Below are 13,109 nucleotides of genomic sequence, written 5' to 3'. Positions count from 1 at the left end.
GACCGCTGGGAGACGAAGGGGAGAGAGATCATGGTCGAGATTCCATCCGACAGCGCAGGCGCCGTCCCCTCTGCTGAAGTCGAGGATGTCGAACTCTATCATCCGAAAAGCTGGTGGACAAAATATGTGTTCAGCCAGGATGCCAAGATCATTGCCGTGCAATATTCGCTCACGGCGATCGCAATCGGCCTGGTGGCGCTGGTACTCTCCTGGCTGATGCGGATTCAGCTCGCCTTTCCCGGCTATTTCACCTTCATCGATGCCGATCATTATTATCAGTTCATCACCATGCACGGCATGATCATGGTGATCTATCTGCTGACCGCACTGTTCCTCGGCGGCTTCGGCAATTACCTCATTCCGCTGATGGTCGGCGCGCGCGATATGGTGTTTCCCTACGCCAACATGCTGAGCTATTGGATTTACCTGCTCGCAGTGCTGATCCTCGCTGCGGGCTTCTTCGCCCCCGGCGGCCCGACGGGGGCCGGCTGGACCCTCTATCCGCCACAGGCCGTTCTCTCCGGCACGCCTGGCGGCAAGGACTGGGGCATCCTGCTGATGCTCTCCTCGCTGATCGTCTTCATCATCGGCTTCACCATGGGTGGGCTGAACTATGTGGTGACTGTGCTGCAGGGGCGCGCTCGCGGCATGACACTGATGCGCATGCCGCTCACCGTCTGGGGCATCTTCACAGCGACCGTCATGGCGCTGCTCGCCTTTCCCGCCCTCTTCGTCGCCTGCGTCATGATGATGTTCGATCGCCTGCTCGGCACCAGCTTCTTCATGCCTGCCATCGTCGAAATGGGCACGCAGTTGCAACATGGCGGCGGCAGCCCGATCCTCTTCCAGCACCTCTTCTGGTTCTTCGGGCATCCGGAGGTCTACATCGTCGCATTGCCTGCCTTCGGCATCGTTTCGGACCTGATCAGCACGCATGCGCGCAAGAACATCTTCGGCTACCGCATGATGGTCTGGGCGATCGTCATCATCGGCGCGCTCAGCTTCGTCGTCTGGGCGCACCACATGTACGTCAGCGGCATGAACCCGGCCTTCGGCTTCTTCTTCGCCACGACGACGCTGATCATCGCCGTCCCAACGGCGATCAAGGTCTACAACTGGGTGCTGACGCTGTGGCGCGGCGACATCCACCTGACCCTGCCGATGCTCTTTGCGCTCGCCTTCATCGTCACCTTCGTCAATGGTGGCCTGACCGGTCTCTTCCTCGGCAACGTCGTCGTCGACGTGCCGTTGTCGGATACGATGTTCGTCGTCGCGCATTTCCACATGGTCATGGGCGTGGCGCCGATCCTCGTCATTTTCGGGGCGATCTATCACTGGTATCCGAAGGTGACGGGACGCATGCTGAACGACGTGCTCGGCCACATCCACTTCTGGATCACCTTCCTCGGCACCTATGCGATCTTCTTTCCGATGCACTATCTCGGCCTGCTCGGGGTGCCACGCCGCTACTTCGAGATGGGAGAGACGGCCTTCGTTCCGCCTTCGGCCCATACGCTGAATATCTTCATCACCGTCATGGCGCTGATCGTCGGGGCTGGACAGATGGTCTTCCTGTTCAATCTGGTCTGGAGCATTTTCCGGGGCAGGGAGTCCGGCGGCAATCCGTGGCGGGCAACGACGCTCGAATGGCAGACGCCGCAGACGCCGCCCGCCCACGGCAACTGGGGAAAGGATCTGCCGGTCGTCTACCGCTGGGCCTATGACTACAGCGTGCCTGGGGCGGCCGAGGACTTCATTCCGCAGACGGTGCCGTCAGGCGGCGGCGTCACACGGGAGGTCCACGCATGAACGTCATGCTGATCTTCCTTGCCGCGGTCGCCGCCATTATCTTCTGGTGGCTTTCCGGGCAGCGGTTGACCTCGAAGCCCTGGCTCGAAACCGGGTCGGTGCAGCTGCCGGGTCATGACGGTGCCGAGCGGCAAAGGCTGCCGGCGCCGGCGGTGAAAATCGGGCTCTTCGTGTTTCTCGGCGTCGTCGGCGCCGTCTTCAGCCTTGCCGTCAGCGCCTATTTCATGCGCATGGCGTCGACCGACTGGTGGGCGACACCTGTTCCCCGGCTGCTCTGGGTGAACACTGCGGCACTGGCCTTAAGCAGCACTGCCTTGCAATGGGCGAAAAGAGAAGCAGGGCATGGTCGCATGGAGGTGCTGCGACCGGCGCTTGCTGCAGGGCTTGCGCTTGCCATCTTCTTCCTCGTCGGACAAATCCAGGCATGGCGGGAGCTGACGGCGGCCGGGTACGTGCTGGCCGATAATCCTTCCAACAGTTTCTTCTACATGCTGACCGGCCTGCACGGCCTGCATATCCTCGGCGGGCTTGCTGTGCTCGCACACACGACGGTCAGGGCTTTTTCAACGGCTGTGGCGACGGACAGGCTGCGCCTCAGCGTCGATCTTTCCGCCATCTACTCGCATTTCATGCTCGCCGTTTGGCTGTTGCTCTTCGCGCTCTTTGCCGGATGGGCGAATGATTTCGTCGATCTCTGCCGCACACTGCTCAGTTAGGAGATTTGCAGATGGCACATCCTGTCCAGACACACGGCGAGCCAGGCCTCAGCCCGGTCGGCCTGCGCGGTGTCGCCGCCGATTTCAGCTCGGATCAGCGCGCCTTCAAGACCGCCTCCTGGGGCAAGGCGATGATGTGGATCTTCCTCTTGAGCGACACCTTCGTCTTCGGCTGTTTCCTGATCGCCTATATGACCGCCCGGATGTCGACGCCTGTTCCATGGCCCAATCCGAGCGAGGTCTTCGCGCTGCATATCGGCGGCCAGGACGTTCCGCTGATCCTGATCGCGATCATGACTTTCGTGCTGATCTCGAGCAGCGGCACCATGGCGATGGCGGTCAACTTCGGCTATCGCCGCGACCGCCGCATGACTGCCATGCTGATGCTGCTCACGGCCGTTCTCGGCGCAGGCTTCGTCGGCATGCAGGCCTTCGAATGGACGAAGCTGATCACTGAAGGAGTGCGCCCCTGGGAAAACCCGTGGGGCGCGGCACAGTTCGGATCGACCTTCTTCATGATAACAGGCTTTCACGGCACCCATGTCACGATCGGCGTCATCTTTCTGCTGATCGTCGCCCGCAAGGTCTGGCGGGGCGATTTCGACGTAGAGCGGCGCGGCTTCTTCACCAGCCGGAGAGGCCGCTACGAGGCCGTCGAGATCATGGGCCTCTACTGGCACTTCGTCGACCTGGTCTGGGTCTTCATCTTCGCGTTTTTTTATCTGTGGTGAGGTCGTCATGAGCGAGACAACGGCGCATGCACAAGCGCAAACGGTGCATGTACAAGAACACACCGGACAGCAGCACCCGATCCGGCTCTATCTCTTCGTCTGGGGCCTGCTCTTCGTGCTCAGCGCCTTTTCCTACATGGTCGATTATCTCGGCATCCAGGGTTATCTCAGGTGGACGTTGATCCTCATCTTCATGATGCTGAAGGCGGGGCTGATCGTTGCCATCTTCATGCACATGGCCTGGGAACGGCTGGCGCTCGTCTACGCCATCCTGCTGCCGCCGCTGCTGGTGCTGGTCTTCGTGGCGCTGATGGTATCGGAAGCGGACTATACGATCTTCACCCGGCTGGCGTTCTTTGGTGCGGCGCCGTAGAGCAGCAATCGAACGGTCTCCGCTGCCGGTCCGATCGTTCATTTACTTGATTTTTACATCTCCGTTCAACCTGTCGAAGATGGGTAGTTCCCCTTCTTTTCCCAGGATCGCAGCGCACGCCAGAGCACGGTGTTGTCTGCATAACCCAGCACACGCGCAATCTCGGACATCGGTGCGGCATGTCGGTCGCCGAGATAGTGGGCGGCGAGTGTCTGGCGGTGCTGGCGAACGAGATCGCGAAGCGACACGCCTTCCTCCGACAGCCGGCGCTGCAGGCTTCGCGGCGACATCTTCAGTTCGGCGGCAAGCGTTGCGACCGTGACCGGTTTGCGGCCGAGATAGATGCTGATCAGAGCCTGGACCTTTTCCGTGACGATATCGCCGGCCGCTGGCTCGTGGACCAGATCGCCGATATGCCGCTCCAGGATTTCGATCAGGCTTTTGTCTTCCGCGCGGTGCACACGGTCAGCCTCCGCCTTGTTCATGACGATCCGGTTGCCGGATTGGCCGAACAGGATGGGCGCGCCACAGATGCGTTCCAGCACGCTGGCGTCGCGCGGGGCGTGATGCTCGAGCTGGATTTCCATCGGCCGCCAGCCACGGCGGAAACACGAACGGACGAGCTGACAGGAGGCGGCAATCGTGAATTCGCTGTCCTGCCGGCGCGGCCACATGCTGGGATCGACGATCCGGTAGCTCCAGACAAAATCGCCATTCTCCTCGAACACGCCGGAACTGGTCGCGCCCTGGACCGCGTTGACATATTTCGACAGCCGCTCGAAAGCGCTGCGAATGGTCGGCGAGAGCGCGAAGACCATGCCGATGGGGCCGATGTCGGCGGGCTTGAAGCCGGTGCCCATGCGGGCTCCCAGTGCCGGTTCACTTGTTATCGTCGCGGCCTCCTCGAACAGCGCGACATAACGCGCCATGGGCAGGACAGCGTAGGGATCTTCCAATTGCGAGCGCAGAATGCCGTGCGAAGCGAGAAGAAGGTCGGTTTTCCCAGATCTTTTATCGATTTGTTGCACCAGCGGGATCAAGACGGAGGCTCGAATTGAAGCAACTGCGGGCATGCGGCTGATCAAATGCGATGCAACTGCCATTTTCAGCGTCTCCGGTGACCTTCGTGGCGCGAATTATCGATTCATTGGCATAAACTGCAATTTCGGGGCCAGATCGCCGCGCTTACCTTCTTGGCAACAAACAAGCAAAGAGGGGTTCTCCATGACACTGGAAGCAAGCATGCCCGCACCATCATCGCCGGAGCGTCGTCTGGCCAAGGATTCGGTGGGCCTTGCCCATATCGTGTTCTTCGTCGTTGCCGCGGCCGCGCCGCTGACCGCCGTCGTCGGCGCTTCGCCGGCCGCTTTTGCTTTCGGCAATGGCGCCGGCGTCCCCGGCGCTTTCGTGCTTGCCGGCCTGCTCTACCTGCTCTTCTCGGTCGGCTTCACCGCCATGAGCCGGCATGTGGGCGGGGCAGGGGCGTTCTACACCTATATCACCCACGGCATTGGCAAGCCGGCTGGTGTGGGTGGCGCCTTCATGGCGCTGGTCACCTATAGCGCGGTTCAGATCGCCATCTATGGCCTGTTCGGTTTCTTCATGGCCAATGCCATAGCGCCGCTTGGACTGGTCCTGCCCTGGTGGGCCTGGGCCTTCGCAGCACTGGTCGTCGTGCTGGTCTGCGGTCAGCGCAACATCGCTTTCTCAGGCGCGATCCTCGGCGTCTGCATGATTGCCGAAATCGCCATATTGCTGGTTCTGGATCTTGCCATCGTCTTTTCTGGCGGCGGACCGGAAGGCATCAGCTTCTCCTCCTTCATGCCATCGTCGGTCTTTGCGCCCGGTCTCGGCGTGGCGCTGGTCTTCGTCATCGGTTCCTTCATCGGCTTCGAAGCGACGGCCATTTTCGGCGAGGAAGCCGAAGATCCGGAAAAGACCATTCCCCGCGCCACCTATGTCGCTGTGCTGCTGATTACCCTCTTCTATGCCTTCTCCACCTGGGCCATCGTGCAATTCTACGGTCCGGGCAAGGTGCAGGCCGCTGCTGCTGCCAGTCTCGACAGCTTCTACTTCACCGCCGCCAATTCCGTGCTTGGCCCATGGTCGAGCCAGGTGATGAACGTGCTGTTGATCACCAGCCTGTTTGCCTGCATCCTGTCCTTCCACAATACGCTCAACCGCTATTTCTTCGCTCTCGGCCGTGAAGGTCTAGCCGCCAAGGTGCTTGGCAAGGTTCACACCAAACATGGCTCCCCCTATGCTGCAGGTCTTCTGCAAAGTCTGGTCGCGGCCGTCGTCCTTGCCCTGTTCGTGATCTTCGGTGCCGATCCCTACACTGTCGTGTTCTCGTGGATGGCGGCGCTGGCAGGTATCGGTATCCTGCTGGTGCAGGTGCTGGTCTCCGTCGCGATCATCATGTTCTTTCGCAAGACGCCGAACAGCTACAGCGCCTGGACCACGATGACCGCGCCAGTGCTGGCGCTGCTCGGTCTCATGGGTTCGCTGGTGCTGGTCAGTTCTAATCTTTCACTCCTTTCCGGCAGCGAAAGCCTGATCGTCAAGGCTTTCCCCTATGCCATGGTGCTGGTGGGCATTCTTGGCGCGCTGTTTGCGATCCGGGTCAAGAGATCCAAGCCCGCTCTCTACGCCTCGCTTGGAAAGGTCTTCGAATGAGTGCGGTTGCTGAATTTTCACCCGTCGATCGCCTTCTGGTTCTCGCGGTCGCGATCCTCGCCGGCGCAACATTGCTGGTTGCCGTCGAGGCACACGCCTTCTGCTCTCTGTTCTGCATTCATGCAGACCAGATGATGATCGAGACGCAGATCTGCTCCGGTCGATCCTGATCACCGCAGCTTGCGACGCGCCATGTTGCGTCGTCTCTTCCGAAACCAAGAGGCCAAAAACCAAAGAGGTATATCCATGGACGCCGTTGTCGCAGTCACCCATCCGCTCGATCCTCTGAGCCTCGACGAGATCGCTTCTGCCGTTGCCATACTCAAGGATACGCAGACACTCGCAGCCACCTTCCGCTTTCCGATCACCCGGCTGGAGGAGCCGACCAAGGCGGATCTTGCCGCCTATCGCCTGGGCGACAGGCTGCCGCGGCTTGCTTTCATCCTGGCAATCGACATCAGCAATGGCGAAACCTTCGAGGGCATCGTAGACCTGACTGCCGGCACAGTGTCCTCCTATATCCGGCTGCCTCTCGATGAACTGCCCTACGGTCAGCCGCCGATCATGCTGTGCGAATTCGAAACCGTTGAAGGCACCGTCAAATCCGATCTGCGCTGGATCGCTGCCGTCAAGAAGCGCGGCATTACCGATGAGGATATTCCGCTCATCCAGATCGATCCTTTTTCCTCGGGCTATTTTGGCCGCGAATTCGAGAAGGGAAAGCGCATCGTCCGCGCCGTATCCTATTGGCGCGAGGATGTCCGTGACAACGGTTACGCGCATCCGATCGAGGGTGTGGTGGCGGTGGTCGATCTGATCACCAACCGAGTGGTCGATCTTGTCGACGATGAAAAGATCATTCCGGTCCCTAGGAAGAAGCGCAATTATGGCCGCGAAACCTTCCCGGAACCGCGGCCCGATCTCACCCCGCTGGATATCGTTCAGCCGCAAGGGCCGAGCTTTACCGTCGACGGCTGGAAAGTTGAATGGCAGAACTGGAGTTTCCGTGTCGGTTTCACCCCGCGCGAAGGCCTCGTTCTGCATGAACTCGGCATCACGGATCAGGGCAGGCTGCGGCCCGTCGTCTTTCGCGCCAGTGTCACCGAAATGGTCGTGCCCTATGCCGATCCGACCGCGAACCACTATTGGAAGAGCGCCTTCGATGCTGGCGAATATGGCCTTGGACGCCTGGCCAATTGCCTCGAACTCGGCTGCGACTGCCTCGGCCATATTCACTATTTCGACGTGCCGGCGGCGGATGATCTCGGCCAGCCTTTCATCATGAAGAACGCCATCTGCATGCATGAGGAGGATTACGGCATCCTCTGGAAGCATTACGAATTCCGCAACGGTATTTTCGAAGTGCGCCGTTCGCGCCGCCTCGTCATCTCCTTCTTCGCAACGGTCGGCAACTACGATTACGGCTTCTACTGGTATCTCTACCAGGACGGCACGATCCAGCTCGAAGCCAAGCTCACCGGCATCATCCAGACGGCGGCGGTCGCGACCGGCGAAACCTATCTATGGGGCGGCATGGTCGATGACAATCTCGGCGGTCCGACCCACCAGCATTTCTTCAATGCGCGCCTGCACATGGATGTCGATGGCGGCGACAATACCGTGACCGAGCATGAGTTCGTGCCGCGTCCCTGGGGGGAGGACAATCCCTATGGCAATGTCTTCGATACTAGGAGCCGTGTACTGAAACGCGAACTCGATTCGCCGGCACTCGCCAATGGCGAGACCGGCCGCTACTGGAAAGTCTCCAATCCCAACGTAAAGAACAGCGTCGGCAAGCCGCCGGGCTACAAGATTGTCGTCATGCCGTCGCCGGTCATGCTTGCCCAGCCGGATTCGACCGTTGCCCAGCGCGGCGGCTTCGCCAAGAAACACATCTGGATCACGGCCTTCGATGCCAGGGAAAAATACGCGAGCGGTGATTATCCGAACGTGCATGCCGGCGGCGACGGCCTGCCGGGTTACGTCAAGCAGAACCGCGAAATCGAGAATGCCGATGTCGTGCTCTGGCATTCCTTCGGCCATACCCATGTCTGCAAACCCGAGGATTTTCCGATCATGCCCGTGGAATATGCTGGCTTCACGCTGAAACCGAACGGCTTCTTCGCATCCAACATCGCCATGGACCTGCCGCCGGAAGGAAACAGCCAGAGCGTCGACAATCGCCTGCAACGTTCGGCCGACGACACCGGAAACGGTTCCTGCTGCCACATGTAGCTGCAATGCTACGGCTGTTCCTTTTTAAGTAGCTTTTTGGTAGTCCGACGGATGTAAGAAGGGCAGGGAACAGAATGCAGTGGCTTCTCCAGCAGTTCGAAGATACCAACAAGCTGGCCGAGGCTCTCGACCAGCTCGGAATCTCCTACACATGGCACAAGGTCGTACCGTTCGTCGGCGAGCTCATCCCCAAGCCGGTCGTTGCTGATCCGGGTTCAGTGGTCATGTTCGGCTCCTACACGCTGTGGAAGAACGCTGAGGCGAACGGTTACCGGCCGGGTGTCTTCAAGCTGCGTCCTTTCGTTCACGAACAGGTGTGGCATCCTTACCTCCTCAATGGCGCCGATGCGCTGTTCCTGACACTCCGGGATGTCCCCGAGCGTCTGGCGGATGACGGCAGGGACTGGTTCCTGCGCCCGGTCGACGACAGCAAGGAGGAGCCCGGAAATGTCAAATCGACCGGCGAGATCATCCGTATGGCAGAGAGGGTGCTGGCGCTCGACGAAGATGAAATCCCCAAGGGTTCGCTTCGTCACGACACGCTGCTGATGCTCACTGAGCCTGTTCGCATCCTGCGCGAATGGCGTCTTTGGGTCGTCGACGGTCGGATCGTCACCTATTCGCTCTACAAAGATGGATCGCGTGTCGTCCACCGCCACGAGATCGATGACGATGCGCTGAACTTCGGGCAGCGCATGGTCGACATCAATCCCGGCTACTCCCAAGCTTATGTCATCGATATCTGTCGGACCGAAGAGGGACTGAAGCTGCTCGAGACGAACTGTCTCAACGCCGCCGGGTTCTACGCCGCAGATCTCGTGAAGCTGGCGAGGGCGATCGACGGCCTGGCCCGCACCTGACGTCTTCCCGGCGAGGGAATGACGCTGTAGAGTTGCAGAATGTTTGCCCGACCATCCCACATGGAGGCTCCGTATGGCTCAGGTCCTGTTGTTTCACCACGCGCAGGGGCTGACCCCAGGTGTGCATGCGTTCGCCGATGACATCAGGGCAGCCGGTCATATCGTGCACACGCCCGATCTGTTTGACGGGCGCACATTCCCAAGCATCGAAGCGGGGATCGCCTATATCGGCGAGATCGGATTCGACGCCATGCGGGAGCGCGGCGTGCGCCTCGCCGACGAATTGCCGCCCACGCTGATCTATGCCGGGTTCTCGTTCGGGGTGCTGCCGGCGCAGAAGCTGACGCAGACGCGGCCCGGCGCCCGCGGGGCTCTGCTCTTCTACTCCTGCCTGCCGATCAGCGGCGAGTGGGCCTTCGGACCCTGGCCGGACGGCGTCGCGGTGCAGATCCACGGCATGGACAACGATCCGATTTTCGTCGGCGAGGGCGACATCGACGCCGCCCGCGAGATTGTGGAGAAGGTCGAGGACGCGGAGCTTTTCCTGTACCCAGGCGATCAGCATTACTTTGCCGACAACTCGCTGCCGTCCTATGATGCGGATGCGACCGCGCTGCTCACCCTCCGCGTGATCGAGTTCCTGAATCGTGTCTGACCCAGACATTCCGGCCCGGATCGAACTATTCGGACGCCACGCAGAAATTGTTGCCTTCGGGATCATTCAAGACCGTGTAGTCATCTGCTTCTCGGACGAAGCTCGCTCCGAGCGACAGAAGCCGTTCTACTTCCCTGGCCCGATCGGGGGTGGCAATATCGAGATGAAGCCGGTTGCGGGCGGGGCGTTCCCCCTGGCGAAGGTGGAAGCAAAGGCGGGTTCCAGGACCTTCGACCATCACGGTCGGGTCGGTCTCGGGTGTCAATCCGAGAGCGGCAAGGCGGGCCAGTTCTTCGTCGTCATATGGCATCACGTCGTAGCCATCGAGCGCCTCCGCCCAGAACCGGGCGACACGCGAGGGAATGTCGCAATCAATGACGATTTCTTTCAGCCTTGCCATGGAACCCTTCAAGAATTGTTGGGCCGTCGACGGCAAACGCGTTCGACGAGAGCGCCACCGACGGCCGGCAGCAATGCGAAAAGCACGAGCTGCGGTGTCTCCGTCAGCGCCAACAGGCCAGACATGAGGAAGGCGACCAATAATCCTGCCAGCACCCCGGCTGCATAGGGCAGATAATCCTTCAAGAAAGCCTCCGTCTTGTGCTGATCTCAAACAGAAGGGGCTTTATTGGCTTGAGATAGAGATCTTTGCGGTATCGGCAATGGCTGGTTGCGGCCGAACCTCACGTCGTCCGATCGGTTTATTTGGAATGCCACCACGTTGGTTTACGGGACAGGTCGACCCAAACGACGTGAGCCGGTGCACGTGTTTTGCAGGAGACGACCGATTTCTTTCGCGCTATGAAGACTACCGCATATCCCGCCACATCCGACACCGAGGTCCTTCCCATGGCTTTGAAAATCCTTTTCGTTGGCGGTACCGGCCAGATTTCATATCCATGCGTCGAGCGCGCCGTGGTTCAGGGCCACGATGTCAGCGTCTATAACCGCAGCTTGAGAGGCGACCCATTGCCTGTGGGGGTTACCTCGATCGTCGGCGATCTCGCGGCGCCCACCTATGCGGACTTGGCCAAGGCCAATTATGACGTCGTGTGCCAGTTCATTGCCTTTACGCCCGATCAAATCGCGCGTGACATCGATGTGTTTGCCGGGCACTGCGGCCAGTACATCTTCATCTCTTCGGCTTCGGTCTATGAAAAGCCGCCGCGCCATTATGTGATTACCGAGCAGACACCGGCGATCAACCCCTACTGGCGCTACAGCCAGGACAAGATTGCCTGCGAGACACTGCTCAAGAACTCCCAGAATCTCGCCTGGACCATCGTCCGCCCCAGTCACACCGTTCGCACCGGCCTGCCGATCATGATGGGCGACAGCGACGTCATGGCGAGACGCATGCTGGACGGCGAGCCCATCATCGTGGCGGGCGATGGCCACACGCCCTGGACACTGACCCGCTCGGTTGATTTCGCGGTGCCCTTTGTCGGGCTTTTCGGCAAGCCGGCGGCGTTGAACGAGATCTTCCACATCACCTCCGACCGCGCCCATATCTGGGACGATATTCAAAAGGCAATCGCCAGATTGCTTGATGTCGAGGCCAGGATCGTGCACGTGCCGACGGACACCCTGGTCCGCTACAATCCGGAGTGGGTTGGGCCGCTGCGGGGCGACAAGGCATGGTCGGCGATCTTTGACAATTCAAAGGTCAAAAGCGTGGCGGGCGACTTCACCTGCGCCGAAAGCCTTGATGAAATTCTGGCGGAGCCGATCATGCATCTCAAGCAGCGCCTGGCCAAGAACCGTCCGCCAAGGGGCGATCTCGATGCTTTGGTCGATCGGATCTGCGCAGCACAAAGCGATCTCGGCTAGGCAGCTCGCAGTAGAGCAACATCACGGCATGCCGCTCACAAAAAATCCCAGCCTAAAACGCGTCCTAAAACACGATGGAGGTCGCGCCGGCTGAGGATCTCGGCAATGATGGCCATCCATTCGCCACTCCGATCCTATCAGGCCATGCTGTTCATTCCGCTTCCTTTCGTCGTTGCCCTGCTGCTGCTCATCCTCTTCGTCACCGTCCTCAGGCGGGACGAGGAGGCGCAGCCCAACCGGCCGTTTCTGGCACTGATCCTGTTCGCCGTGCTGCAATCCGTCCTCGCCGGCCTGCGCTGGGGGTACGGGGTGCAGGCGGTGGGCGTGATCATGCCTGTCACCGCGGCGATGGTGCCGCCGCTTGCCTATGCCGGGGTTTCCAGGCTGGTGAGGACGAGCCGGCGGCCGCTGCCGACGCGCATTGCACTGCATGCGGTGCCCGCCGCGGTCATCCTGCTTTTGATGGTGTTCCGGCGGGATGCGATCGATCTCGCGCTGGTGTTTGTTTTCGTCGGCTATGCCCTGGCGATCCTGCTTCTGATGCGGCCGGGCGCGGATGCGCTTCGGCTTGCGCCCTTCGAGGGAGCGGTGCCGGCCTATCGGGCCATCATCTTCGCGGCGGCGGCGCTCTGCCTGTCGGCCTCGGTCGATATCTTCGTCTTTTTCGATTTCACATGGGCGCATGGCGAGCATGCGCTGACGCTGATCAGCATCAGCAATCTCGCCGTTCTCGTCATCCTCGGTATTGCGGCAGCCGCCGCCAGCCGAAGCCGGGCGCCGGCCGAGACAGTGGAGGCGGTGCTGAAGTCCGAAACGACCGAAGACAAGGAGACAATCGCCACGGTCGATGCGCTGATGGAGGCAAAAAAACTCTATCGCGATGCCAATCTCAATCTCGACCGGCTGGCCCGCAAGGCCGGCATTCCCACCCGCCAGATCTCGGCGGCGATCAACCGGGCGATGGACAAGAACGTCTCGCAATATGTCAATGACTACCGGATCGGCGAGGCCTGCCGGCTGCTTGCCGCGAGCCAGAAATCGGTGACTGAGGTGATGTTCGAGGTCGGCTTCCAGACCAAGTCCAACTTCAACCGCGAATTCCGCCGCGTCACGGATATGACGCCGCTTGCCTGGCGGGAGAGGAAGGGCGGATCCGGCGTCTCTTCGGCTTCGTCCTGAAGTGAAGCCTGTCCTCTCTCCAGCCTCATCTTGAGCGCCCCCCGT

Annotated in this window: 14 protein-coding genes; 11 read left to right on the top strand and 3 right to left on the bottom strand. The window is 60.4% G+C overall.

The genetic code is table 11. From position 1 onward, the window contains the following. The first annotated feature begins 30 nt into the window (after positions 1-30). From ctaD to GR198_RS14015, 4 genes are read left to right on the top strand one after another with little or no spacing between them, the layout of a single operon-like run. On the top strand, positions 31-1,809 hold the full coding sequence (gene ctaD / locus GR198_RS14030) for a cytochrome c oxidase subunit I (RefSeq protein ID WP_029870508.1): 1,779 nt from the start codon (positions 31-33) through the stop codon (positions 1,807-1,809). Further along, positions 1,806-2,525: a cytochrome c oxidase subunit 3 gene (locus tag GR198_RS14025; RefSeq protein WP_029870509.1), complete on the top strand. Its 720-nt coding sequence runs from the start codon at positions 1,806-1,808 to the stop codon at positions 2,523-2,525. Before ctaD ends, GR198_RS14025 begins: the two co-directional genes overlap by 4 nt. Before the next feature lie 11 nt (positions 2,526-2,536). Next, a complete protein-coding gene (locus tag GR198_RS14020; protein ID WP_029870510.1) occupies positions 2,537-3,256 on the top strand; it encodes a heme-copper oxidase subunit III family protein in 720 nt (239 codons plus the stop codon). A gap of 7 nt (positions 3,257-3,263) precedes the next feature. Continuing rightward, on the top strand, positions 3,264-3,629 hold the full coding sequence (locus GR198_RS14015; RefSeq protein ID WP_029870511.1) for a cytochrome C oxidase subunit IV family protein: 366 nt from the start codon (positions 3,264-3,266) through the stop codon (positions 3,627-3,629). Between the two features lie 65 nt (positions 3,630-3,694). Here the strand turns inward: GR198_RS14015 and GR198_RS14010 are convergent, their stop codons facing one another. Further along, positions 3,695-4,732 carry an AraC family transcriptional regulator gene (locus tag GR198_RS14010; protein WP_029870513.1) on the bottom strand — a complete coding sequence of 346 codons (1,038 nt, stop codon included), beginning with the start codon at positions 4,730-4,732 and terminating at the stop codon, positions 3,695-3,697. A 121-nt stretch (positions 4,733-4,853) separates the two neighbouring features. Between GR198_RS14010 and GR198_RS14005 the strand changes: the two genes are divergently transcribed. From GR198_RS14005 to GR198_RS13990, 5 genes are all read left to right on the top strand, one after another. Next, the gene (locus GR198_RS14005; RefSeq protein ID WP_029870514.1) at positions 4,854-6,305 is read left to right on the top strand and encodes an APC family permease; all 1,452 of its coding nucleotides are present in this window, start codon (positions 4,854-4,856) and stop codon (positions 6,303-6,305) included. Further along, positions 6,302-6,475 carry a hypothetical protein gene (locus tag GR198_RS35395; protein WP_003540919.1) on the top strand — a complete coding sequence of 58 codons (174 nt, stop codon included), beginning with the start codon at positions 6,302-6,304 and terminating at the stop codon, positions 6,473-6,475. The genes GR198_RS14005 and GR198_RS35395 overlap by 4 nt, the downstream gene beginning before the upstream one ends. Positions 6,476-6,551: 76 nt before the next feature. Further along, entirely contained in the window at positions 6,552-8,540 is a 1,989-nt protein-coding gene (locus GR198_RS14000) for a primary-amine oxidase (protein WP_164069135.1), read from the top strand. A gap of 74 nt (positions 8,541-8,614) precedes the next feature. Further along, entirely contained in the window at positions 8,615-9,400 is a 786-nt protein-coding gene (locus tag GR198_RS13995) for an ATP-grasp domain-containing protein (RefSeq protein WP_003540916.1), read from the top strand. 43 nt (positions 9,401-9,443) lie between these two features. Beyond that, positions 9,444-10,055: a dienelactone hydrolase family protein gene (locus GR198_RS13990; RefSeq protein ID WP_164069134.1), complete on the top strand. Its 612-nt coding sequence runs from the start codon at positions 9,444-9,446 to the stop codon at positions 10,053-10,055. A gap of 25 nt (positions 10,056-10,080) precedes the next feature. Here GR198_RS13990 and GR198_RS13985 read toward each other — a convergent pair whose 3' ends face one another. Both GR198_RS13985 and GR198_RS35390 read right to left on the bottom strand, forming a co-directional pair. After that, positions 10,081-10,455, bottom strand: a complete 375-nt coding sequence (locus tag GR198_RS13985) for a VOC family protein (RefSeq protein WP_003540912.1) — start codon at positions 10,453-10,455, stop codon at positions 10,081-10,083. An 8-nt stretch (positions 10,456-10,463) separates the two neighbouring features. Next, positions 10,464-10,640, bottom strand: coding sequence for a hypothetical protein (locus GR198_RS35390; protein WP_003540910.1), 177 nt, complete (start codon positions 10,638-10,640; stop codon positions 10,464-10,466). 264 nt (positions 10,641-10,904) lie between these two features. Between GR198_RS35390 and GR198_RS13980 the strand changes: the two genes are divergently transcribed. Together GR198_RS13980 and GR198_RS13975 are read left to right on the top strand one after the other, a co-directional pair. Further along, entirely contained in the window at positions 10,905-11,885 is a 981-nt protein-coding gene (locus tag GR198_RS13980) for an SDR family oxidoreductase (RefSeq protein ID WP_029870517.1), read from the top strand. Positions 11,886-11,990: 105 nt separating this feature from the next. Beyond that, the gene (locus tag GR198_RS13975) at positions 11,991-13,064 is read left to right on the top strand and encodes a helix-turn-helix domain-containing protein (protein WP_029870519.1); all 1,074 of its coding nucleotides are present in this window, start codon (positions 11,991-11,993) and stop codon (positions 13,062-13,064) included. Positions 13,065-13,109 lie beyond the last annotated feature (45 nt).

Source organism: Rhizobium leguminosarum, assembly GCF_010668065.1.
Classification (GTDB): Bacteria; Pseudomonadota; Alphaproteobacteria; order Rhizobiales; family Rhizobiaceae; genus Rhizobium; species Rhizobium leguminosarum_S.
Note: the sequence above shows the minus strand (reverse complement) of the source record. Positions and strands in the feature narration are given on the sequence as shown.